Genomic DNA, 23,062 nt, shown 5'->3' with positions numbered 1-23,062 from the left:
AAAACGAATAATTATATATTCGTAGTGGCTACTGCATCGGGGCGCTGTTCCGTCAGGTGCCAGCCTCGGCAAAGGGGTCGTCCACCTTGGGCCAATAAGGCCGCGCGAGCTTGGTGTAGGGTATGCGCTCGAACCGCGGCTGCAGAGCCCCTGGTGTCGCAACATACAGGATCTCGCGAGCAATCGGCTCGAAACCCGCGCGGAAGTGGTTGATCGATTTGACCAGCACGAGCTTGCGCGTGGCCGGATCGAGACCGAGCGCGGTCATGCATTCGGGATGGAAGGCCTGGCTGCGCACGCTGTTGAGCACGAGATCGATCCCGTCGGCGCTGGCCCAGGCCGCATCGCCGATCGCAATCGGCACCTGGCCGAAACGCTGGGTGATGCCGGAAGCGACGCGCCGGACCGTGACGGTCAGATCGATCGGATCGCCGGAAGCGACGCCGATCTTGCCGCCGATCCTGAGCGGCAGCGTGGCTCCCTCGCCCGCCTCCCGGCAAAGCCTCACGGCGATCGGATCCCAATAAAGGCAGCTCGCGACATTGCGAATGCCGCGCTCGATGACACGACGGAGCAGGAAGGTGGAGTCGCCCGGCGCGCCGCCACCGGCATTGTCGGAGACGTCGGCCAGCACGACGGGACCGCCCTCGATGGCGCAGGCCCGATCGAGCGCCTCGTCCATGTCGAGATAATCCGGCTGCAGTCTGTGGCGCTGTGCGAAGATCTCCTGGCCGAAGTGGGCAGCCACTGCCCGTGCCTGCCGTCCATCACCATCGGCTACCACCAGCATCTTGGCGCCGACATCGGCGACATCGCCCCAGGGAAAGCCATGTCCGAAGGAGACGGACAGGATGCCGTCACGCCCCTGCTGTGCCTTCATGCGGTCGACGAGGTCGCGCAAGGGCTGCTCATGGACGCGGAAGGTGCCGATCATCCGGCAATCGAACAGCGCCATCACAGGACGGGCCTCGCCGGCAAGCACCTGGGCCATAAGCCCGAACAAATGGTCGGCCCGTTCCTCGATATCAGTGTGGGGATATTCGAGATAGGTCGCCAGCAAAGTGGCCTGATCAAGCATGCGTGCGGTGAGGTGGCAATGCAGGTCGAGTTCGGCACCCACCGGCACGTCAGGTCCCACCAGCGCGCGAACATGGCCGAGAAGATCGCCCTCGACATCGTCATAGCCCTCGGCCACGCAGGCCCCATGCAAAGCGAGCAGGACGGCATCGACCGGCATGGCGGTGGCGAGATCGCGCAGGATCTCATCGCGGAAGGCCTCATAGACCGAGCGCGTGGTGACACCGCCGGGCTCGGCCACGGCGCACAGGCTCTCGGCTACATGCCATCCCCGCACCTCGGCTCGGGCTCGCCAGATGGCAAGCTGCGCCGAGCAGCAATTCAGCGGCCTCGAAGTGGCATCGCCATGGGCAATCAGATTCTCGGCATAGGATTCATAGCCCGTGTGCATCGGCGAAAACGTGTTGGTCTCGGTATCGAGACCGGCGATGAACAGCTTCAAGGCGCCCTCCTCTCATTGGAAAGTTATTTTCCTAAAAGAAAATAGATTTACCATCGGAAAGTCAACCGACATCAAGGCCGGGCGCATTGCTTGGAACGGGTTTCTCGCGGAAGCGCCCTCAGTCGCCAATCGAACGAATGATCCTGGCCGGGTTGCCTGCGACGAGCATATTTGGGGGCACGTCCCTGGTGACCACGGAACCCGCCGCAACAACCGAGTTTTCGCCGATCGTGACCCCACCGATGATCGTCACGCCGGCTGCGATCCAGACATTCCTCTCAATCGCAACGGGCTTTGCGATGACGGAGGCGCGCCGTTGCGAAGGCTCGACGGGGTGGCTGGATGTGAGGATGCTTACATTCGGGCCAATCATCACGTCATCGGCAATATCCAGCCCGCCAAGGTCGTAGAATGTACAGTTCTGATTGACGAAAACGTTGAACCCCACGCGGATGTCCGTCCCACCGGTGGTGTAGAATGGCGGGATCAACATAAAGCTGTCGTCCACCTTCCTGCCGATGAGGTCGCTGAACAACGCCCGGACTTCATCCGCATCGTTGAACGTCAAGCGGTTGAGGGCGGCAGTGATCGCCATCGCCCGCTTGACACTTGCCAGCATGACCGCTGATTCTGGTGTTCTTCTGGGAATTATCTTGGCGTGACCATTATTCGCCATTCTTCATTTCCTCTGGTGCAGTCGAACGAGTATTCGGCGCATGATGGCGGTGCCGAGATTCGGCGACTATAGCCACATGGCCTTTGCGGGTGATTTACGCGGTCGCACGCACAGGATTTCGCACTTTCGCGCAGGCGAGCCCTGCCCTGGCGGGCACCAATGGGCTATCGTCGGTGGAGTCCCGTCTCGAGCTTTCTGACGAAGAAGCCATGCCGATCGATCGCAGCCCCCCGCTTCCCGTGCGTTTTCCCGAAAGGCGCGACCAGACTTCGGGCCTCAATCTGGTACAGGCCGCCGATCACAATCTGCGCGTCACCTTGGAGGCCTTGCGGCGCGGCGGTGCGATGACGCGGCTCGAACTCGCCCATGTCACCGGCCTCACCGTGCCGGGCATCGCCAATATCCTTCGCCGCCTGACCGGCGAAGGCCTGATCGAGACCAATAGTTCGGCGCGTTCGAACCGCTTCGCCATTCGCCAGGGCAGCGCCGTGTCGATCGGTGTTGACCTCGCCGGCGAGCGGGCGAGGCTGATCGCCACCGATCTTGCCGGCACGCTCCTCTTTGCCGAGGAAGCGCCGGGCTCGGTGCGCGAACCGGCCGAGGCCGCCACCTGGATCCGGCGGGCGACCTCCCGGCTCTCGACGGCGGCGCCGGGCGGCCGTCTGTTCGGCATCGGAGTGACGGCAGGCGAACATGCCGAGGCTATCCGTGCCGCGCTTTCTCCCTACCGGGCCATCGTCGAACGCGATACGGTCGCCGCAGCGATCAGCGAGAGGCAATCCGGGATTGCAACGGCCGATGATAGTTTCGTCTTCGTCCTGCTCGGCGCCACCGTTCGCGCCGGCATGATCATCGGCGGCACCGTCTTCGACGGTGCGGAGCACAAGGCTGGCTTGGTCGGACTGATGCGCACCGGCCGCGACGGGCGCTATCTCGACGAGGTGGCGGCGACCAGCCGCCTGCCCAGCCATGATCTGTCGGACCCTGCCGTGCAGCAATGGCTCGACGATGCCGCCGAGCATCTGACCGACATGATCATCGCCATGGCGGCCTTCATCGGACCGCGCCTGATCGTGGTGGGCGGCCGCCTGCCGACGCCGCTTCTGGAAGCGCTTGCCGCACGCCTGCAGGTGCTGCGCCGGAGCCGGATGATCGACCCGACACACCCGTTCTGGTTGCCGGAAATCCGCTGCAGTACGCTGTCCGAGCAGGGCGTGGCTCAAGGGATGGCGGCGATTCCTTTCCTCGACATCCTGCTGCCGGACATGCGCCGGACCGTCCTTGTCCGCCAGAACGTTAGCGAAGATCGCGGGCACGCAAGGGCGAACGCGTCCGCTGTGCCGGATCGGCCGCCTCCAGCCTGAGGGCGTGGGCGAGCGGCATGGTTGCCGCCCCCAGCGCCGCCGCATCTTCCGAACCACCGGCACGATAGACCGGTGGCATCGGCCTTGGATCGCGCGCAAGCTCCTCGTGAACGAAGAGCAGCAGCTTGTCCATCAAGGTCACCGGCAGGCGACCGCCGATCAGCACCGCATCGGGATTGATCAGGAGGCCGATATCGATGGCTGCCTCGGCCAGATGCCGGGCGGCCATGCGCAGCCAGATCACCACCAGATCCCGACCGCGTTCGTCGAGGGCCAGCAATTGCTGCGGCTGCGCGACGGCGATGCCGTGCCTGGCGAGAAAATCGTAGAGCTGCAGCAGCGAGACGAGCTGACCGAGCGGCTGGACGCCGTCGCCTTCCCGCCCACCCGCCGGCGACAGCGGCAGCCAGCCGATTTCCCCGCTGATGCCGCTCGAGCCGTGATAGCAGGCACCATCGAGCACGATGCCTCCGCCGAGTCCCGCGCCGATGAAGATGTAGAAGAAGCTGCGAATCTCCACGCCGAGCCCGTAGGTGAGCTCCCCGATCGCCGCAGCCGTCGCATCATTGTCGATGAAAACGGGCTGTTCCGTGAAGGCGGCAAAGCGGGCGCGGATATCCGTCTCTTCCCAGACGGAATAGGCCTCGGGCATGCCGATGAAGGGGATCTCACCCAGAAGGTCGGGAATGGCGAGGCCGATGCCAACCAGCCGGTTCTCGTCGATGGCATGGCGGCGGCGGAAGGTCTTCAGGGCTTCCTTCACTTCGGCGAAGAAGGCGTCAGGTAGGAGATAGCGTATCTCCCGATGGAGCCGGTCGCGTACCGTGCCAAGCGCATCGACGGCGACGATGGTGAGGTGATCGCGCCCGAGGCCGATACCCACCGAAAAACAGCCTTCCGGATTGATTTCGAGCTCGATCGCCGGCTGCCCACGCATGCCGTAGCGCCGGCGCGCCTCGATGATCAGCCCGTCGTCGAGCATCTTTTCGGTGATGCGGGCAACGGCCTGCTTGCTGAGGCCGGAGCGCCGCGCGAGCTCGGTGCGCGAGATCGGCTGGCTCCAGCGAATGGTGCGCAGGATGACAGCCTGATTGTGGCTCGCGGCATGGCCGGAATTGGAGCCGGCGAGTTCGCCCGGCAGGAGGGAAGACTTCATATCCGGACCGATCAAGCCGCACGGTATCCCATCTTGTCAACCATGGCGCTCGGTGTGGGCATTCTCCTGGCAGCGCGGGGTCCCCGCCCGCTCTCGGAAAGGAGGTGCTCGATGAGAGGGAAAAGCGGATCGTCCGACTCTCACTTGAGTGTCGTAGGGACGTCCGCGCTCCCAGGAAGCCACTCTGCGGTAGCCGTTCAGCCTTTCTTCAGCACCCAGCTGCGCACTTCGAAAGGCTTGAGATCCGGGCCGTCGGCACGCGACACCGGCTCTTCGAGGATATCGACGGCATCGCCGAGCCGCCAGCCCGTGGCCAGTTTGACGGCAAAGGCACCGCGGGCGCCGGCGGGCTCATAGACGCGCAGGATGAGCCCCCCACCCTCTTCGGCCTGCTTGAGACCGCCGAGCCCGGCCGCGATGCCCTCGACGGCGAGCGGCTGATGCGACCCGGGCTGGAGGCCGGTGGTGGCGAGCGCCAGCAACGGCTGGTTCAGATCGAGCGCCTCCTCGCGCACGCCGCCCTCATGCCAGCTGCCCTGATGCGGCAGGAGCGCATAAAGGAAGCTCTGCTCGCCCTCGTCGGCCAGCGGATCGGGATAGATGGGTGCGCGCACCAGGCTCAGCCCGAGCACATTGCCCTTGACGCTGTGGCCATATTTGGCGTCGTTCAGGATGGCGACGCCGAAACCCGGCTCCGACAGATCGGCAAAGCGATGGGCCGGCACCTCATATTGGGCGCTCTCCCAGGAGGTGTTGTCGTGGGTCGAGCGCCTGACGACACCGAAGGCACATTCGAAGGTGGCGAAGTCCGAACGCACCGCCACCGGCGTCAGGGTTCTGAGCAGCACGCGGCGGTCATGCCAGTCGAGATCGGTCCTGATCTCCAGGCGCGGCGAGTTCGCCCATAGCCGCAGGGTCTGGGTGATGGTGGAATCGCGGAAGCGCCTCACGATCCTGACGGCGACGCGATGCGGACCGGTCTCGACGACGTCGATCGCCTCCACCGCCGTCAGCTCCTGGCCATTGGCGGTGTAGTCGTCCTCGATGTCCCAGGCATCCCAATTGCGCGGCTTGTCCATGGCATAGGCCCAGAGCTGGTTGCCACGGCCGGCCAACGCCTCGCGCCCGGCACGCTTGTCGTAGAGGCTGGCGAGCGTGCCGTCGCCATTGAGGGCAACCCGCACAAAGCGGTTTTCGAGGCCGATCTTCGAGACAGTGAGGCCATCTGACGGATGTAGCCCGCCGCGGTCGAGAACAGCAATGCCGAGCGGGGGCACCGTCCCTTCCGGTGCAAGGGGAACACCACCGATTTCGCAGCGGATGGGTCGCGCATGGAGATCAGGGTTGACCACCACCAGCACGTCCGTCGACCCGCTCTTTGGTAGCTGCGCCGCCACTGCCGCGAGCCCGGCCTCCTGCGCTTCACGGCCGGTCGCCAGCGCCTCGCCGAGTTCGCGCTCAGCATCCTCGTAGATCTCGCGAATGCCCGAGCCCGGCAGGATGTCGTGGAATTCGTTCTTGAGCACCTTGCGCCAGGCCGGCTCAAGGCTCTCGGGCAGAGGGCCGCCGAGCAACGCCGCCAATGAAGCGACGGTCTCGGCCGTGATCAGCGCCCGTTCAGCATGGCGATGCAGCTTTTTGGTGTGGCTTTGCGTGGTCAGCGTGGCCCGGTGCAGTTCGAGATAGATCTCGCCAGACCAGACCGGGATTTTCTCCGCCGGCACTTCATCGTGTATACGAGCGTAGAAATCCTCGACCCGAACCGGCCTGAGCGCCGGGATCGCCGGGAAATCGACGAGCTGGGCCTGGCGTTCCAGCATTTCGGGCGTGGTGCCACCACCGCCATCGCCATAACCGACGGCGAGCAGGCTTTCATCATGGATGTCCTTGCGGCGGAAATTCTTCCAGGTCGGAATGATGGCCGCCGGCTCAGTCGAACCATTATAGCCGTGCAGTGGATTGTCGAAGGTGTGGGCAATCACCTGGCTGCCGTCGAGGCCTTCCCAGAAGAAGAGGTCGTGCGGGAAGCGGTTGGTTTCCGACCAGTTCACCTTGATGGTGAAGAAGGAATCCATGCCGCCCTGCCTGAGCAGTTGCGGCAGAGCCGGCGAGAAGCCGAAGCAATCCGGCAGCCAGCAGACGCGATGGCGCACGCCGAATTGGCGCAGGAAATAGCGCTGGCCATACAGGATCTGGCGCACGAAGCTCTCGCCGGTCGGCATGTTGGTATCGGGTTCGACCCACATGCCGCCAATGGTCTCCCATTGGCCCTTCTTCACGGCGGCGACGATATCGGCAAACAGTGCCGGATCGTCCTCCTCGATTTGGGCATAATAGGCGGCCGTTGACTGGTTGAAGATGAAGCTCGGGAACTGCTCCATCAAGCGTAGCGCGGTGTGGAAAGTGCGCCGGGCCTTGCGCCGGGTCTCGTCATAGGGCCAGAGCCAGGCGAGATCGATATGGGCATGGCCGGTGATGCCGAGCTTGCCCTGCTGAGGAAAGCGGGCCTTGAGCGCGCGCAATTCGGCCACCAGTCTGTCATGGGCCGCCGCCACGCTGGCGCGGTGGTCCTGCCGCAGCCCGTCAGGGTTCGGTTTCAGTGCCGGCAATTGCCAGATCGAGCGCTGCTGAGTGTAGTCGCCCATGCGTGCCACATAGTCCGAGGTCGCCGAGGGCCAGTCGAGCGCAGCATAAGTGCGCTCCGCTGCGCCGACGAGATGGGGCACGACCTCGTGGTCGCCCAGCAGGTGCGCCACCTCGGCCACCTGCTTGAGCATCAGGCGCAGGCGATGCACGGATGGTTCGAGGCGCACGAGGCGTGCCGCGACCAGCCGAGGCTCGGGCACCGGCTCGCCGAAGGGCAGCCGGGCAACACTGTCCGTCTCGATCGAGAAATGCCGGCCGGGCACCGGATATTCCTGATGATAGGGATCGTGGCCGTAGCGCTTCTGTCCCGCCTCGCTCTTCAGCGTGATCAGGCTCTCGCCGCCGAGATCGAGGATCAGGCGAGTCTCCTCCAGCGGCCAGGACTGGGGCACCTCGGCCTTGGCCATGAAATGCACGACACCGTCGCGCCTGGGCCAGTCGGCACCGAGAGCGATCGGTTCGCCATTGAAAGTCCAGCCTTTGATGGCAACCTTTTCGTGCTCTCGCCAGAAACCGAGCTCGAGCACGCGGACATTCAGGCGATCGATCCGCTGCTGGATCGTGAGTGACATCTTAAACTCCTAGATAAAACAATATGTTACGATCTAACCTTTAACTGCTCCGGCAGTTAGCGCTCCTACCACCATGCGCTGCAGCGCCACGAAGGCGATGATGGCCGGCACCACCGCCACCAGGCAGGCAGCCGCCAGTACCTGGGTGGTGGAGGCATTGGACGTGCCAGCGAAATTGAAGATCGCCACCGAAATCGGCAGCTGCGGATCCTTGTTGAGCAGCAGAAAGGGGATCAGGAACTGCGACCAGTTGAGGATCATGATCAGGATGAAGGCCGAGGCGATGCCCGGCGTGATCAGCGGCAAAGTGATGCGCCAGAAGATGCCGAAGCGGCTGCAGCCATCGATGGCGGCCGCCTCCTCCAATTCGCGCGGAATGGCGTCGATGGCGCTCTTGAGCAGCCAGGTGCACATGGGAATGCCCACGGCGATATAGACCATGATCACGCCGAAATGGCTGTTGAGCAGGCCGAGATCGCTCATATAGCGATAGAGCGGCACCAGGATCACCAGCGGCGAGACCATCTGAAAGGCGAGGATCGCCATCATCAGGGCCGAGCGGCCGGCGAACCAGAAGCGCGAAAAGGCATAGGCGGCGGGTGCAGCCACCGCGAGGCAGCCGAGCCCCCCGAGCGCCGAGAGCTTCAGACCGTTCCACAGATAGACCAGGAAGGTGGGATCGCTCAGCACCTGCGCGAAATTGGCGAGCGTCGGGCGCTTGGGGATGAAGCGGGCAGCCCCGAGGAAGACCTCCTGGCGCGAGCGCAGCGCCAGCGACAGCAGCCATAGAAGCGGCGTCAGGAAGAAGGCGGCGATCAGCACGGCCAGTATATAGGTGGCGACATCGCCCCATTTCTCGCGGCGCTCGCCCTTCATGTCCGATCCTCCCAACGCGGCAGGAAGGCGGCATAGAACAGGGCCAGTGCCAGGCTGATCGCCAGCATCAGCACCGAGAGCATACTGCCGCCGGCGAGGTCGTAATTGCGGAAGACGGTGTTGTAGGTGAAGAGCGAGAGCACTTCCGTCGCCCGGCCCGGCCCGCCGCCGGTGAGCGAGATGATGGCGTCAAAGGTGTTGAGCGTTTGGATGGTGATCAGGATCGAGTTGACCAGGATGGCACTGCGCATCATCGGCAGGGTGACGAAGCGGAATTTCTGCCAGCCATTGGCGCCGTCGACATTGGCCGCCTCATAGAGCGTAGGGTCGATGCCCTTGAGCGCGGCATAGAACACGATCATCGAGAAGGCCGTGCCACGCCAGACATTGGAGATGATGGCCGAGATCATGGCGTTGGTGGGATCGGACAGCCAGGCCACCGGGGCGATGTGCATCAGGCGCAGTACGCTGTTGATCGCACCGAACGGCGCTTCGGAGAACAGCATCTGCCAGATCAAGCCGTTGGCGATACCGGGAATGACCCAGGCGATCAGCACGATGGTGCGGATCACCGTCATGCCGGGAAGGCGGCGGCGCTCGCCACGCACCACCACCAGGGCGATGCCGAAGCCGACCGCCTGCTGGCCGATCACGCTAGCCGCGCAGAAGATGAAGGTGGTGAGGAGGATATCGCCGAGCGCGGCATTGCCGAGCATGGCGTAGAGGGTGTCGAGCGTGTAGCGCTCCTCGGAACTGAGCAGCGTCGCATTGGTCAGGGACAGGCGGAAGACGTCGATAATCGGGTAGAGATAGAAGGCGGCGAGCAGCAAGACGGCCGGCGCCAGCCAGGAAAAGGCATTGGTGTCGATCCGCCCTGCAAGGCCGAGCCCTCGCTGGCGGCGCGGCACGGCGGCGATGGCGGCCCTGGTCGTCGACATGGCGTCCCTCTCCTGTCTGGCATCAGTCCGCGGATTCGGTTGCCCCTCCCCTATTTCTGCCGGGTATAGGCCGCCTGCACGGCGGCATTGGCGGCATCGAGGGCCGTTTCCGGCGTCTTGGTGCCGGCCAGCACTTCGCCCATCATCACCTGGATCTGGTTGGAGATTTCCGCATAGATCGGCACGCCCGGCCGGGCCTGGCCGTGGGCGAGCGCCGCCGCAAAGGTCTTGTTCGCCTCGGTCTTGAAGACGTCGAACTTGTCATATTGCGCCTTGGAGGTTGGCAATTGCTGCTGGAGGGCATTGCCCAGGCCCGAATAGACCTCCTTGGCGATCGCCGCGCACATGGCAACCTTCTCGGGATCGTTGGCGAAGGCTCCGACCGTCCAGCCGCCGGTACCGGTGGCGTTCTGGCCGGCGGTCGGTCCCGGGATCTCCGAGAAGGTCCATTGCTCGAAGGCTTCCGGTTCGAGAATGGTCTTGAGCTGGCCATATTGCCAGTTGCCGCCGATGAACAGAGCGGTTGTCCCGGCGGCGGCCGCGGCGTTCAACTCGTCATAATTCATGATGGTGGTGACGCGCTTGGGCGCGGCGCCGGAATCAACAAGTTCCTTGAAATATTTGACGGCCTTCAGGAATTTCTCGCGGTTCTCACCCTCTGCGAAGACGGGCTTGCCGGTGTCGTCGACGAGTTTGCCACCCTGGCTCCAGAAATTGGCGAGCCAGTCGAAGGTCGTGGCCTCCCAGCGCCCGGCATTGAAGAGCAGACCCTCCATACCCTTCTCCTTGGAGGCGAGAGCCGCTGCCTTCAACTCGTCCCAGGTCTTGGGGGCCTCCGGCACGACGTCTTTCTTGCGGTAGAGCACGCGCAGATCGGTATCCCACCACCAGGCATAGATCTTGCCGTCCTTGCCGGTGATGCCCTGGCGCACGAAGGGGAAGAGATCATTGACCTCGTCCTTCGTAAAATAGGCATCTAGCGGCTTGAGCACGCCGGCGCCGATGAACAGGGCCAGCACGAAGGAATCCACCGCGGCGCAATCGGGTCCTCGCCCGGCCTTGGCCTGTTCGAGCATGCGGGCCTGTTCCTGGCCGATATTGTCGGACATGCGTTCGAGCTCGATCTTCCAGCCGGGATGGCGCTGGATGAAGTCGCTGAACAGCTTCTTGTAGCCCTCCGCCCAGACCGGGTCGGTGCTGTCAGGCCCGTCTCCCGTCAGCCGGAAGGTCAGTGATTTCGGAGCATCGGCCGGCCCGATCCGGCTCTTGGTGACGAGGTCTTCGGCCTGTGACGAGGCGGTTGCGAAGGCAACGGCCGAGGCGAGCAGCGCGGTAACCAGACGCTTGCGCATCTTGTTTCTCCCTGGGGTGTTTCCTCGATCGGGCGGATCGGTTCCGCCTCGTGATGGGCGCAGTGACGCCACGCGAATAAATCACATCGATTTTATTGAGGCAAGCCTCTTGGGTACCGAGAGAAAATACGGGGGGCAGCGACACAGGCGCTATTCCCGGACAGCGCCCCGCGATGGCCGGCCGAGGCGAGGCCATGGCATCCACGATACAAGCAAGCACCGATCTAACGCTGGGGGGCGGCTTGCGGGCGCTTGTCGGTCCATTCCGGCGGCGCCCCGAATCTTTCGGCGACGACGCCCAGAAGACCTGGCGCCCGGCCGAAACTGTCGCAGGTCGCATATTTCGGCTTGCCGCCCAGCCAGGATCGTATCCGCTGTCCGGATGGCAGCCTGATATCCAACGTGCGCGGCTCCTTTCCGGTAACGAGCATGCGGGAGAACTCGCTCCCGAACATCGTCGCCAAGCCATAGGCGTCACCGACTTCGGACATGCGCGGTTTGTTCGAGATCGAGTTGGCGCCGCGGGCCCAGAGCATAGCGGCGCGCTGGTTGCCCTTGCTGTCGACGGCTTCTGCCTCGACCGCCAGACCACCCAGGCCGAATGGAAGCCTGGGAACGCTGACCGGCAGGGCAAAGCCGCTGCCCAATGTCACGGCAGTCGCGAGCACCGCCACCGCCCTGTTGGTCGGTAGGATGTCGGTGACCACAGTCCGAACCATCAGGTCGGCAGGCGCGCCCGGTCTAACGACCTGAAACTTGTCGCTCAGGGCGACGCAGATCTCGCGATCAAGCGCATTGGCAACCATCGCCTGATCGCTCACCGTTTTCACCCGCGCGGAGGCCGACTGAGTCAGCGTGGTCGGCACGATACCGACAGTCTTCACGGAAGCCAAAGCACTGGCATCGACGTAATTTCTCGACTTTGACAGCAGTCCTTTTGGTTCGCTGAGCTTGTCATAGCTCGTCAACGTGCCTGCAGACTTGAGAGGAACCGAAGCACATCCGGTGGACAGTAAAGGCAGAATCAAACAGGCCGTCGTTACCCGAACTTGTATCAGGACATCCCGCAGACAGGCCGTCATAGCAGCGTGGGGATCGGTTGCCTTTTCGCTCACCCTACCGAATGTCACAAGGCCCGTGCGGATTCGAAACACGGCCAGCCGCCGTGAAAGAGGAAAACTTGTCACGCCCAGCTCCAAATATAGGATACACTGGCGCATCTAGTTATAGCATTATGGTGGAAATAAGATGCGAACATGCATCTTATTTAGGTAAGGAATTTCATGCAGCAGCGACGTCGGGGAGCGGATCTCGAACAGGCGATTCTGGAAGCAGCGTGGTCCGAACTGGTCGAACGCGGCTATGCCGGGCTGACGATGGAGGCCGTAGCCGAAAGGGCCGGTACCAGCCGCCCGGTGCTCGGGCGTCGTTGGGACGGCAAGGCGCCCCTCGTCGTCGCGGCCATTCGGCAGCAAATGGCGAAAAACCCGATTGACGTGCCGGATCGAGGCAATCTGCGCACGGAGCTACTGGAATTCCTGGACCGGGCCTCGGAACGCACCTCCGCGATCGTCGCTACTTTCTCGCTGCTTTCGAGTGCGTATTTCACCGAAACCACCTCCACGCCAAAAGACCTGCGCGCTTCGCTCATCAAGGGGGGGCATGGGCAAATGCTTCCGACGATCCTCGAGCGTGCCGTGACGCGCGGCGAGGTTGATCGGGAAAAACTCGCCCCGCCCGTCGATTCCCTGCTGAGCGATCTTTTCGGGGGGCATATCCTCATGACGTTTTCGGCGCCGCCGCCCGCCTTGTGGAAAGCTTGGGTCGACAGCGTGTTTCTCCCGCTCGTTCGAGCCAAGTAGAGCCGTCGTGCCATGAGGTCAGGACCGAGTGGTCGTGCCGCCTAGAGGGCGCCGGGGCGGAATTGAGGCCCCTCCAACAGCAAGCGAAAGACAGGTTGTGGAGAAGCAAGGGCCGGTGGCCAGAGGCATGGCGATCCCGCCCCGCCTTGCCTATGGTGCGCGACTCATTGTCGAGCGAGGAGCGCATGAACGGCAAGCAACACGCCACCGGAGCCGGCCTGCGCCTGGCCACGATCATTGCAGCCGAGATCGGCGCCAGGCCGCAGCAGGTCACGGCCGCCGTCGCTTTGCTCGACGAAGGCGCCACCGTCCCCTTCGTCGCCCGCTACCGCAAGGAAGTGACCGGCGGGCTCGATGACACGCAGTTGCGCGATCTTGCCGAACGCCTCGCTTATCTGCGCGAGCTCGAGGCCCGGCGCGAGACCATTCTTTCCTCCATCCGCGAGCAGGGCAAACTCGACGACGAACTCGCAGCCAAGATCGCCGCAGCCGCCACCAAGGCGGAGCTGGAAGACATCTATCTGCCCTACAAGCCCAAGCGGCGCACCAAGGCCGAGATCGCCCGCGAGCGCGGGCTCGGCCCGCTCGCCGAGGCCGTTCTCGCCGACAGGGCGGCGGCACCCGCGGAGCTGGCGGCTGCCTATCTCGGCGACGAGGTCCCTGACACCAAGGCGGCCCTGGAGGGCGCGCGCGACATCCTGGTCGAGCGCTTCAGCGAGAACGCCGAGTTGGTCGGCCGGCTGCGCGCCTACATGAAGGAACATGCCTTCCTGCGCGCCCGCGTCATCGACGGCAAGCAGGCGGCCGGCGCTAAATTCTCCGATTATTTCGACCATGTCGAGAAATGGTCGGGCGTGCCCAGCCATCGCGCGCTCGCCATGCTGCGCGGCCGCAACGAGGAGGTGCTGTCGCTCGACATCGAGGTCGACGCCGACAATGCCTCCGCGGTCAAGCCGGTGGAGCGCATGATCGCCCAGGCCTATGCGATCGCGGGCAGCCTTCCCGGCGACCGCTGGCTGATGGAGGTTGTGGGCTGGGCCTGGCGCGTCAAGCTCTCCCTGCATCTCTATGTCGACCTGATGGGCGATTTGCGCGAACGGGCCGAGGAAGAGGCGATCCGGGTCTTCGCCCGCAATCTCAAGGACCTGCTCCTCGCGGCCCCCGCCGGCTCGCGCGCCACCATGGGCCTCGATCCCGGCATCCGGACGGGCGTGAAGGTCGCGGTAGTCGACGGCACCGGCAAGGTCCTGGCCACCACCACCGTCTATCCCTTCCCGCCCAAGAACGATTTGCGCGGCACCCAGACGGAGCTCGCCGCCCTCGTCCGCCGCCACGGTATCGAATTGATCGCCATCGGCAACGGTACCGGCAGCCGCGAGACGGAAAGGCTGGTGATCGACATGCTCGCCACCCTGCCCCCGCCCAAGCCGCTCAAGGTCATCGTCAGCGAGGCGGGCGCTTCGGTCTATTCGGCGTCGGCAACGGCCGCTGCCGAGTTTCCGGATCTCGACGTGTCGCTGCGCGGCGCGGTCTCGATCGCGCGACGGCTCCAGGATCCCCTCGCGGAACTGGTCAAGATCGAACCTAAATCGATCGGCGTCGGGCAATATCAGCACGATGTTGACCAATATCGCCTGGCGCGCTCGCTGGATGGTGTGGTGGAAGATGCGGTGAACGCGGTCGGCGTCGATCTCAACACCGCCTCGGCCTCGCTGCTCGCTCGCGTCTCCGGCCTTGGCGCCTCACTCGCCGAGGGCATCGTGGTGCATCGCAATGCCAACGGTCCCTTCGCCAGCCGCAAGGACCTGCTCAAAGTCTCCCGCCTCGGCCCGCGCGCCTTCGAGCAATGCGCCGGCTTCCTGCGCATTCCTAATGGCAGCGAGCCGCTGGATGCCTCGGCCGTGCATCCCGAAGCCTACGGCGTCGCCAAGAAGATCGTCGCCGCCTGCGGGCGCGACGTGCGCACGCTGATGGGCGACAGTGCCGCCCTCAGAAAGCTCGATCCGCAGGCTTTCGTGGATGAACGCTTCGGCCTGCCGACCGTGCGTGACATCATCGCCGAGTTGGACAAGCCCGGCCGCGACCCCCGTCCCGAATTCAAGACCGCGACCTTCGCCGACGGCATCGACGACATCAAGGATCTCCGGCCCGGCATGCTTTTGGAAGGCACGGTCACCAACGTCGCCGCCTTCGGCGCCTTCGTCGACATCGGCGTGCATCAGGACGGCCTGGTGCATGTCTCGCAATTGGCCGATCGTTTCGTCAAGGACGCGCACGAGGTGGTGAAGGCCGGCGACGTCGTGAAAGTGCGCGTGGTCGAAGTCGACATTCCCCGCAAGCGCATTGCCCTGTCGATGCGGCGGGACGGCAATGCCAACTCCGACAAGCCAGCCAGGCGCGACGACAAAGCCAAGCCGAATCCGCCTCGTCCCAGCCAGGGCCGTCCCGACAAGCCATCCTCGCAAGGGGCTTTCGGGGCGGCCTTGGCCGAGGCGTTGAAGAAGCGTTGAAGTGTCTTCCTACCGTCTTTCCTGTCCCCAGACGTATTCCGGGGAAGGTATTCGTATCGGAAGCGGTCTATTCCGACAGGGGCAAGGGCCGCGGCCGGCCGGCCCGCCCGAGTTCGGTATCGGCGAAGCTTTCGGCAATATAGTCTTCGAGGCGAATGATCGCCTCGCTCGAATTGCCGGCAAGCCGGTGCAGCCTGAGTTCGAGATGGCCGAGCGGCGGGAAATCGTCGCGCTCACCGAGCATGCGCACGCCCGACGGCGCCGCACTCTCCGCCATCACCGTCACGCCCAACCCCGCCCGCACGGCGGCGGAAATGCCGTCATAGCTCGAGCTGAGATAGGCGATCCGGCAGGGCCTGCCGAGCCCGTTCAGTGTCTCCAGGATGCGGCGCCTGTAGATGCAGGGCGGCGGTGCCACCACCAGGGGCAAAGGGCTCTGGGTGTGGCGCTCATGGTCGGCGCTCGTCATCCATACCAGCGGCTCGGTGAAGATCTGGCGTCCCTCCGTCAGGTTCGGCTCGTCGTGCAAAGCAATCACGAGATCGAGATCGCCATCGGCCTGGCGGCTGAGCAGGTTCTTGCTCAGGTCACTCGTTACTTCCAGCATCACATTCGGATGGGACTGGGCGAACTTGCCAAGGAAGTCCGGTAGCAGCGAAGCCGTATATTCATGGGGGGCACCCAGCCGGATGCGCCCGGCAACCTTGGGCTGGCGCATGCTGGCAAGCGCCTCGTCGTTCAAGGCCAGGATGCGGCGCGCGAACTGGGCGAGCAACGTTCCTTCCTGGGTGAGTTGCAGCTTGTGCGCATCCCTTTGAAAGAGCTGTGCCGCCACGATTTCCTCGAGCCGGCGAACCTGGAGGCTCACCGCCGACTGGCTGCGGCCGACCAATACACCGGCGCGCGTGAAGCTGCCTGAATCGATGGCCTTCACGAAGGTACGCAGGAGTTCTGTGGGAATATTCTGCATGGCTTTATCATGAGAAATTTCAATCCTAGCATTTGAACTATGAATTTCTGCAATGTCAAACGATCTGGCATATCCGAGCTGTCCGAAGACGTTGGCGCAGTCGACGGCCCCGGGATGCCATGCCTGCGCATGGGTCCATATTTTCGATATTTGGCCTGAGAAGAACCACCACCGAGGACATGCCCATGGACGACAAGATTGAACCTGGCAGGAATGAACTTGGAAAGACGCCGCTGACCGCGCTCAATGCCGCGCTCGGCGGCAGAATGGTGGAGTTTGCGGGCTATGACATGCCCGTGCAGTTTCCCGAGGGCGTGGCGAAGGAACACCTCCACACCCGCGCCTTGGTAGGGCTGTTCGATGTCGGCCATATGGGCCAGGTCGTGCTGCGCGCAAAATCCGGCAAATATGAGGATGCGGCGCTCGCGCTGGAGCGGCTGGTCCCGGTCGATGTGCTCGGGCTGAAGCCGGGTCGCCAGCGTTACGGGCTCTTCACCGATGCGGGGGGCGGTATCCTTGATGATCTGATGTTCGCCAATCGCAGCGACCATCTCTTCCTGGTGGTCAATGCGGCCTGTAAGCAGCAGGACATTGCCCATCTGCGTGCTCATCTGTCCAAAGACTGCGAGATCGAGGAACTGACGGATCGTGGGCTCATTGCCTTGCAAGGCCCGTCCGCGGAGGCAGCGCTGGCCAAGCTTGCTCCAGAAGTCGCCGCTATGGCCTTCATGGATGTAAGAGACCTTTCCATCCGCGGCGCCTCCTGCCTGGTTTCCCGTTCGGGCTATTCGGGCGAGGATGGCTACGAAATCTCGGTGCCATCGGCCCAGGCGGAAGAACTGGCCAAGGCCCTTCTCGCCGATCCCGATGTGCATCCCATCGGGCTTGGCGCACGCGACAGCCTGAGGCTCGAAGCTGGGCTCTGCCTCTACGGCAACGATATCGACACCTCGACGACACCAGTCGCGGCGGCGCTCGAATGGGCCGTGCAAAAGGTGCGGCGCAGCGGCGGTGCCCGCGCGGGCGGCTTTCCGGGAGCAGAAGTGATCCTACCCGAATTCGAGCGTGGTGCGCTGCGCCGGCGCGTCGGGCTCGCCGCCGAAGGCCGCGCGCCGATCCGGGACGGAGCGGAGCTGTTCGCCGACGAGACGGCGGCAGCGCCGATCGGCCGCGTCACGTCCGGCGGTTTCGGTCCCACCCTCGGCGCTCCCGTCGCGATGGGCTATGTTCCCACTGCCAGCGCCGAGCCCGGCACCCGGCTGTTCGCCGAGGTCCGCGGCAAGCGCCTGCCGGTCGTCGTCGCTACCCTTCCCTTCATCACCCCGCGCTACAAGCGCAGCTGAGAGGCCCACCATGACGAAATTCACCGAAGACCATGAATGGCTTGATATCACCGACGGCGTCGCCACGGTCGGCATCACCGGCCATGCCGCCGAGCAACTCGGCGACCTCGTCTTCGTCGAGCTGCCAGGGGTCGGCAAGCACTTGTCGAAGGGGGACGTCGCGGCAACGGTCGAGTCCGTCAAAGCAGCCTCGGACGTCTATTGCCCGCTCGATGGCGAGATCGTCGAGGTGAACGAGGCCATCGTCAACGACCCCTCTCTCGTCAATTCCGATCCGCAGGCCGGTGGTTGGTTCTTCCGTCTCAAGCTGGCCAATGCCGATGATGCGACTGGCCTGATGGACGAGGCCACCTATAAAGCTCACATCGGCTAAAGCGTTTTGTGATGTGACGGAAACATCAAGAATCGCAAAGGCGCTCGAGCCAATTCTTTGAATTGGCTTGGAAACAAGGAGTTGGAGCAAACAAGCGTTCGGTCTCGAACGCGCTTTGCTCTGAGAGGGTACGATGTCTCATACCGAAACCACCTATGATCCCTATGATTTCGCCAACAGGCGCCATATCGGCCCCTCTCCTGCTGAAATGACCGAGATGCTGAAGGCGGTCGGCGCCGACAGCCTCGACGCGCTCATCGATGCCATCGTACCGGCGGGCATCCGCCAGAAGGCTCCGCTCGCCTGGGGGCCGGCTCTGTCCGAGCACGGTGTGCTCAACCGCCTGCGCGAGGTCGCCGACAAGAACCGCGTGATGATCTCGCTGATCGGCCAGGGCTATTACGGCACCGTCACGCCGCCGGCGATCCAGCGCAACATCTTCGAGAACCCGGCTTGGTACACCGCCTACACGCCCTATCAGCCCGAAATCAGCCAGGGGCGCCTCGAGGCCCTGCTGAACTTCCAGACCATGATCTCGGATCTGACCGCCCTCGACGTCGCTAACGCCTCGCTGCTCGACGAAGGCACGGCCGCAGCCGAGGCGATGGCCCTGTGTCGGCGCTCCGCCAAGTCGAAAGCCAACGCCTTCTTTGTCGATCACCATTGCCATCCCCAGACCATCGCGGTGATCGAGACCCGCGCCGCCGCGCTGGGCTGGAAGGTCGTGGTCGGCGATCCCTTCGCCGATCTCGATCCGGCAAGCGTGTTCGGCGCGCTGTTCCAATATCCCGGCACCTACGGCCATGTGCATGACTTCAGCGGCGTAATCGAGGCGCTGCACCGCGCCGAGGCCTTGGCCTGCGTCGCCGCCGATCCGCTCGCCTTGACCATCCTCAAGGCGCCGGGCGAGATGGGCGCCGACATCGCCGTCGGTTCGACCCAGCGCTTCGGTGTGCCGATGGGCTATGGCGGCCCGCATGCCGCCTATATGGCGGTGCGCGACGCGCTCAAGCGCAGCATGCCCGGCCGCATCGTCGGCGTTTCCATCGATGCGCGCGGCAACCGCGCCTATCGCCTGTCGCTGCAGACCCGCGAACAGCATATTCGCCGCGAAAAGGCGACTTCGAACGTCTGCACCGCCCAGGCGTTGCTGGCGGTGATGGCCTCGATGTATGCGGTGTTTCACGGCCCGACCGGGCTCAGGGCGATCGCCGAGCGCGTCCATCGCAAGACGGTACGCCTGGTCAAGGGCCTGGAGAGCCAGGGCTACAAGGTCGAACCATCGACCTTCTTCGACACGGTGACGGTCGAGGTCGGCGCGGTCCAGGGCGCCATCCTGAAGGCGGCCGAGGCCGAAGGCATCAATCTGCGCCGGGTTGGCACCAGCAAGATCGGCATCGCCTATGACGAGCGCACCCGCCGCGGCCATACCGAAGCCATCTGGCGCGCCTTCGGTATCGACCGCAAGGATGACGACCTCACCCATGAATATCGGCTTCCCGAGACCCTGGAACGGACGTCAGCCTATCTGACCCATCCGATCTTCCATTTGAACCGCGCCGAAGCGGAAATGACACGTTATATGCGCCGTCTGGCCGATCGCGATCTCGCACTCGACCGCTCGATGATCCCGCTCGGCTCCTGCACCATGAAGCTGAACGCCACCGCCGAGATGACGGCGCTGAGCTGGCCTGAGTTTGCCGACGTCCATCCCTTCGCACCCGATGGCCAGACCCGGGGCTATGCCGAGGCGATCGCCGATCTCGAGGTCAAGCTCTGCCAGATCACCGGTTATGACGCCTTCTCGATGCAGCCCAATTCCGGCGCGCAGGGCGAATATGCCGGCCTTCTGACCATCCAGGCCTATCATCAGGCGCGCGGCGACCATCATCGCGACGTCTGCCTGATCCCGACTTCGGCTCATGGCACCAATCCCGCCTCGGCGCAGATGTGCGGCATGAAGGTGGTGGTGGTCGGCGCATCGGCGAATGGCGACATCGACCTTGCCGATTTCCGTGCCAAGGCGGAGGCCCATTCGGCCAATCTCGCCGCCTGCATGATCACCTATCCCTCCACCCATGGCGTGTTCGAGGAGACTGTGCGCGAGATCTGCGAGATCACCCACGCCCATGGCGGCCAGGTCTATCTCGACGGCGCCAACATGAACGCCATGGTCGGCCTCGCCCGTCCCGGCGACATCGGCTCCGACGTCAGCCATCTCAACCTGCACAAGACCTTCGCCATTCCACATGGCGGCGGCGGTCCGGGCATGGGGCCGATCGGCGTCAAGGCCCATCTGGCGCCTTACCTGCCGACCCTGCCGCAGACCGGCGATAAGGGCGCGGTATCCTCGGCGCCTTATGGCTCGGCCTCGATCCTCCTCATTTCCTGGGCCTATTGCCTGCTGATGGGCGGCGAGGGCCTGACCCAGGCGACCAAGGTGGCGATCCTCAACGCCAACTACATCGCCAACCGCCTCTCGGCCTCCTATCCGATCCTTTATTCGGCCAAGGGCCGGGTGGCGCATGAGTGCATCCTCGACACCCGCGTGCTGAAGGATCGCGCCGGCGTCAGCGTCGACGATATCGCCAAGCGGCTGATCGACTGCGGTTTCCATGCCCCGACCATGAGCTGGCCGGTGGCGGGCACGCTGATGGTGGAACCGACGGAAAGCGAACCCAAGGCCGAGCTCGACCGCTTCATCGCGGCGATGCTCGGCATCGCGGCGGAGGCCGAGGCGATCGTGGCGGGTAAACTCGATCCCGAGGACAACCCGCTCAAGCATGCGCCGCACACCGTCGAGGATCTGGTGGGCGAATGGAACCGGTCCTATAGCCGCGAAATTGCCTGCTATCCGGCCGGCGCCTTCCGGGTCGACAAATATTGGTCGCCGGTCAATCGCGTCGACAATGTCTATGGCGACCGTAACCTGATCTGCTCCTGCCCGCCACTCGAAAGCTATGTCGAAGCGGCCGAGTAAGGGTTGATAGCTACGCGCCCGGCAGGCGGTCCTTCAGGGCCGCCTGCCTTGATTAGAGAGCGTTGATTAGAGAGCTTGGCATGTTTCTGTCGATTTTCGACATCTTCAAGATCGGTATCGGGCCTTCCTCGTCCCACACCATGGGGCCGATGGTGGCGGCGGCCCGTTTTCTGGAGGAACTGCGTGCCCTGGTCAGGCACGAGCCTGCAATGACGGGCCTCAGGCTCAAGGCCAGCCTGCACGGCTCGCTGGCCTTCACCGGTCACGGCCATGCCACCGACCGTGCCGTCATCCTCGGGCTGATGGGCTTTCTGCCTGCCACCATCGATCCGGACCTGGCACAGGAGAAGGAAGCAGAACTCCGCCATGCCGGCGTGATCAGGCTGCCAGGCCTGCCGCCGCTGAGCTTTACCCCCGACACCGACCTCATCTTCGACTATGGCCCACCTCTGCCCGGCCACGCCAATGGCCTGATCCTCGCGGCCACGGATGCAGAGGGCGCGGTGCTTCTCAGCCGGATCTTCTATTCGATCGGCGGCGGCTTCGTCCTGTCGGCCGAAGAACTCGAAGCCCAGCGCAGCAAGGATGCGTCTTCGTCCGATGAGCCGGGTGCGCTCGGCTTTCCCCATCCCTTCGGTACGGCTGCCGAAATGCTGGCGATGGGCGCCGCCGCCAATCTCAGCATCGCCGAGATGAAGCGGGCCAATGAAGGCGTCGTCCACGGCGGCGCTCTCGACGACAAGCTCGATGCGATCTGGGTTGCGATGGACGGCTGCATCGACCGGGGTTTACGACACGACGGCATTCTGCCGGGCGGCCTGTCGGTGCGGCGTCGTGCACGCACCATTCATCAGCAGCTTCTAGCCGAACAGGGCCGCAATCTCGAACAGCCCCATGTCGTCAATGACTGGATCTCGATCTATGCCATGGCGGTCAACGAGGAGAACGCCGCCGGTGGACGCGTCGTCACCTCGCCCACCAACGGGGCCGCCGGCGTGGTGCCGGCCGTGATCCGCTACTATCGCGATCACTGCCGTGGCTCGAGCCATGAAGGCATCCGCGACTTTCTGCTGGTTGCCGCCGCCATCGGCGGCATCATCAAATACAACGCCTCGATCTCGGGAGCCGAGGTCGGGTGCCAGGGCGAGGTCGGATCTGCTTCGGCCATGGCGGCGGCAGGGCTTTGCGCAGCGCTCGGCGGCTCCAACGAGCAGGTGGAGAACGCGGCCGAAATCGCTCTGGAGCATCATCTTGGCATGACCTGCGATCCGGCCAAGGGCCTGGTGCAGGTGCCCTGCATCGAGCGAAATGGGCTCGGTGCGATCAAGGCGGTGAGCGCCGCCAGCCTGGCCTTGCGCGGCGACGGCAAGCATTTCATGCCGCTCGACAATTGCATCGAGACGATGCGCCAGACCGGCATCGACATGAATCTCAAATACAAGGAGACCTCGACCGGCGGGCTTGCCGTCAACCTGCCGGAATGCTGAGAGCCGACGAGACCAGTTACGATCGGAACGAAGGCGTTGCTCTCCACGCGCAACTCTGTCGCCGTCGCGGGGGCCTGGCTCACTCCTTCCTGGCGGCGAAGGCGTCGAGCGTGTGTTCGGCACTGGCGATGGTGGGAGTGGCGACCTCACCGGAGTCGAGATAGAGAATGCGCCCTTCCCGCGCCGATTTGAGGAACTTGTCCCAGCCCGGCATGATCTTGTCGAGCCGGGCGCGGATCGCTGCCTGCGAGCGGTCCTGGGCAATGAATGTCCTGCGGCAGATAGGCAATATCGCGGGCGAGCACGTTCCGCCCGATGGCCCGGACGGGGCCTTCCCGCCAGTGTGATCTCGCCAGCGCTCAGGGGCAAGAAGCCCATGATCGCCTCCAGCAGCGTCGATTTTCCGCAGCCATACCCATGCCGAGCTTCTGACCCGTC

The 23,062-nt window shown here is 64.1% G+C and carries 17 protein-coding genes; 7 read left to right on the top strand and 10 right to left on the bottom strand.

Going from position 1 to position 23,062, the window contains the following annotated elements:
- Positions 1 to 52: 52 nt before the first annotated feature.
- Complete coding sequence (locus tag ACR9ZN_RS02790) at positions 53 to 1,519, bottom strand: M81 family metallopeptidase (RefSeq protein ID WP_481271301.1); 1,467 nt, start codon at positions 1,517 to 1,519, stop codon at positions 53 to 55.
- Positions 1,520 to 1,637: 118 nt separating this feature from the next.
- Positions 1,638 to 2,195, bottom strand: a complete 558-nt coding sequence (locus ACR9ZN_RS02785) for a sugar O-acetyltransferase (RefSeq protein WP_481271300.1) — start codon at positions 2,193 to 2,195, stop codon at positions 1,638 to 1,640.
- Positions 2,196 to 2,404: 209 nt separating this feature from the next.
- On the opposite strand from ACR9ZN_RS02785, the gene ACR9ZN_RS02780 reads away from it, so the two are divergent.
- Positions 2,405 to 3,559 carry an ROK family transcriptional regulator gene (locus tag ACR9ZN_RS02780; protein WP_481271299.1) on the top strand — a complete coding sequence of 385 codons (1,155 nt, stop codon included), beginning with the start codon at positions 2,405 to 2,407 and terminating at the stop codon, positions 3,557 to 3,559.
- On the opposite strand, the gene ACR9ZN_RS02775 is transcribed toward ACR9ZN_RS02780, so the two are convergent.
- The 6 genes from ACR9ZN_RS02775 to ACR9ZN_RS02750 form a co-directional block, all read right to left on the bottom strand.
- Positions 3,492 to 4,715, bottom strand: a complete 1,224-nt coding sequence (locus tag ACR9ZN_RS02775; RefSeq protein WP_434960855.1) for an ROK family transcriptional regulator — start codon at positions 4,713 to 4,715, stop codon at positions 3,492 to 3,494. The genes ACR9ZN_RS02780 and ACR9ZN_RS02775 overlap by 68 nt on opposite strands.
- A gap of 197 nt (positions 4,716 to 4,912) precedes the next feature.
- A complete protein-coding gene (locus ACR9ZN_RS02770) occupies positions 4,913 to 7,933 on the bottom strand; it encodes an alpha-mannosidase (protein ID WP_481271298.1) in 3,021 nt (1,006 codons plus the stop codon).
- A 33-nt stretch (positions 7,934 to 7,966) separates the two neighbouring features.
- Positions 7,967 to 8,809 (bottom strand): carbohydrate ABC transporter permease, encoded by an 843-nt coding sequence (locus tag ACR9ZN_RS02765; protein ID WP_454818056.1) that lies wholly within the window; start codon positions 8,807 to 8,809, stop codon positions 7,967 to 7,969.
- On the bottom strand, positions 8,806 to 9,747 hold the full coding sequence (locus ACR9ZN_RS02760; RefSeq protein ID WP_434960858.1) for a carbohydrate ABC transporter permease: 942 nt from the start codon (positions 9,745 to 9,747) through the stop codon (positions 8,806 to 8,808). Before ACR9ZN_RS02760 ends, ACR9ZN_RS02765 begins: the two co-directional genes overlap by 4 nt.
- Positions 9,748 to 9,797: 50 nt before the next feature.
- Positions 9,798 to 11,099 carry an extracellular solute-binding protein gene (locus ACR9ZN_RS02755; RefSeq protein WP_481271297.1) on the bottom strand — a complete coding sequence of 434 codons (1,302 nt, stop codon included), beginning with the start codon at positions 11,097 to 11,099 and terminating at the stop codon, positions 9,798 to 9,800.
- 224 nt (positions 11,100 to 11,323) lie between these two features.
- The gene (locus tag ACR9ZN_RS02750; RefSeq protein ID WP_481271943.1) at positions 11,324 to 12,181 is read right to left on the bottom strand and encodes a DUF3313 domain-containing protein; all 858 of its coding nucleotides are present in this window, start codon (positions 12,179 to 12,181) and stop codon (positions 11,324 to 11,326) included.
- 201 nt (positions 12,182 to 12,382) lie between these two features.
- Between ACR9ZN_RS02750 and ACR9ZN_RS02745 the strand changes: the two genes are divergently transcribed.
- Complete coding sequence (locus ACR9ZN_RS02745) at positions 12,383 to 12,961, top strand: TetR/AcrR family transcriptional regulator (RefSeq protein WP_441770797.1); 579 nt, start codon at positions 12,383 to 12,385, stop codon at positions 12,959 to 12,961.
- A 185-nt stretch (positions 12,962 to 13,146) separates the two neighbouring features.
- A complete protein-coding gene (locus tag ACR9ZN_RS02740) occupies positions 13,147 to 15,471 on the top strand; it encodes a Tex family protein (protein WP_481271296.1) in 2,325 nt (774 codons plus the stop codon).
- 67 nt (positions 15,472 to 15,538) lie between these two features.
- Here ACR9ZN_RS02740 and ACR9ZN_RS02735 read toward each other — a convergent pair whose 3' ends face one another.
- Complete coding sequence (locus ACR9ZN_RS02735) at positions 15,539 to 16,441, bottom strand: LysR substrate-binding domain-containing protein (protein WP_481271295.1); 903 nt, start codon at positions 16,439 to 16,441, stop codon at positions 15,539 to 15,541.
- Between the two features lie 185 nt (positions 16,442 to 16,626).
- Between ACR9ZN_RS02735 and gcvT the strand changes: the two genes are divergently transcribed.
- From gcvT to ACR9ZN_RS02715, 4 genes are all read left to right on the top strand, one after another.
- Positions 16,627 to 17,784, top strand: a complete 1,158-nt coding sequence (gene gcvT, locus ACR9ZN_RS02730) for a glycine cleavage system aminomethyltransferase GcvT (RefSeq protein ID WP_481271294.1) — start codon at positions 16,627 to 16,629, stop codon at positions 17,782 to 17,784.
- A 10-nt stretch (positions 17,785 to 17,794) separates the two neighbouring features.
- Entirely contained in the window at positions 17,795 to 18,157 is a 363-nt protein-coding gene (gcvH, locus tag ACR9ZN_RS02725; RefSeq protein ID WP_434960865.1) for a glycine cleavage system protein GcvH, read from the top strand.
- Between the two features lie 133 nt (positions 18,158 to 18,290).
- On the top strand, positions 18,291 to 21,137 hold the full coding sequence (gcvP, locus tag ACR9ZN_RS02720; RefSeq protein WP_481271293.1) for an aminomethyl-transferring glycine dehydrogenase: 2,847 nt from the start codon (positions 18,291 to 18,293) through the stop codon (positions 21,135 to 21,137).
- 80 nt (positions 21,138 to 21,217) lie between these two features.
- The gene (locus ACR9ZN_RS02715; RefSeq protein ID WP_434960867.1) at positions 21,218 to 22,624 is read left to right on the top strand and encodes an L-serine ammonia-lyase; all 1,407 of its coding nucleotides are present in this window, start codon (positions 21,218 to 21,220) and stop codon (positions 22,622 to 22,624) included.
- A 79-nt stretch (positions 22,625 to 22,703) separates the two neighbouring features.
- Here the strand turns inward: ACR9ZN_RS02715 and ACR9ZN_RS02710 are convergent, their stop codons facing one another.
- Positions 22,704 to 22,913 carry a hypothetical protein gene (locus tag ACR9ZN_RS02710; protein ID WP_481271292.1) on the bottom strand — a complete coding sequence of 70 codons (210 nt, stop codon included), beginning with the start codon at positions 22,911 to 22,913 and terminating at the stop codon, positions 22,704 to 22,706.
- Between the last annotated feature and the right edge of the window lie 149 nt (positions 22,914 to 23,062).

The organism is Labrys sp. HAY1-8F (genome assembly GCF_056754975.1).
The sequence above is the reverse complement of the archived record's forward strand: the minus strand, read 5'-3'. Positions and strand labels throughout refer to the sequence as shown.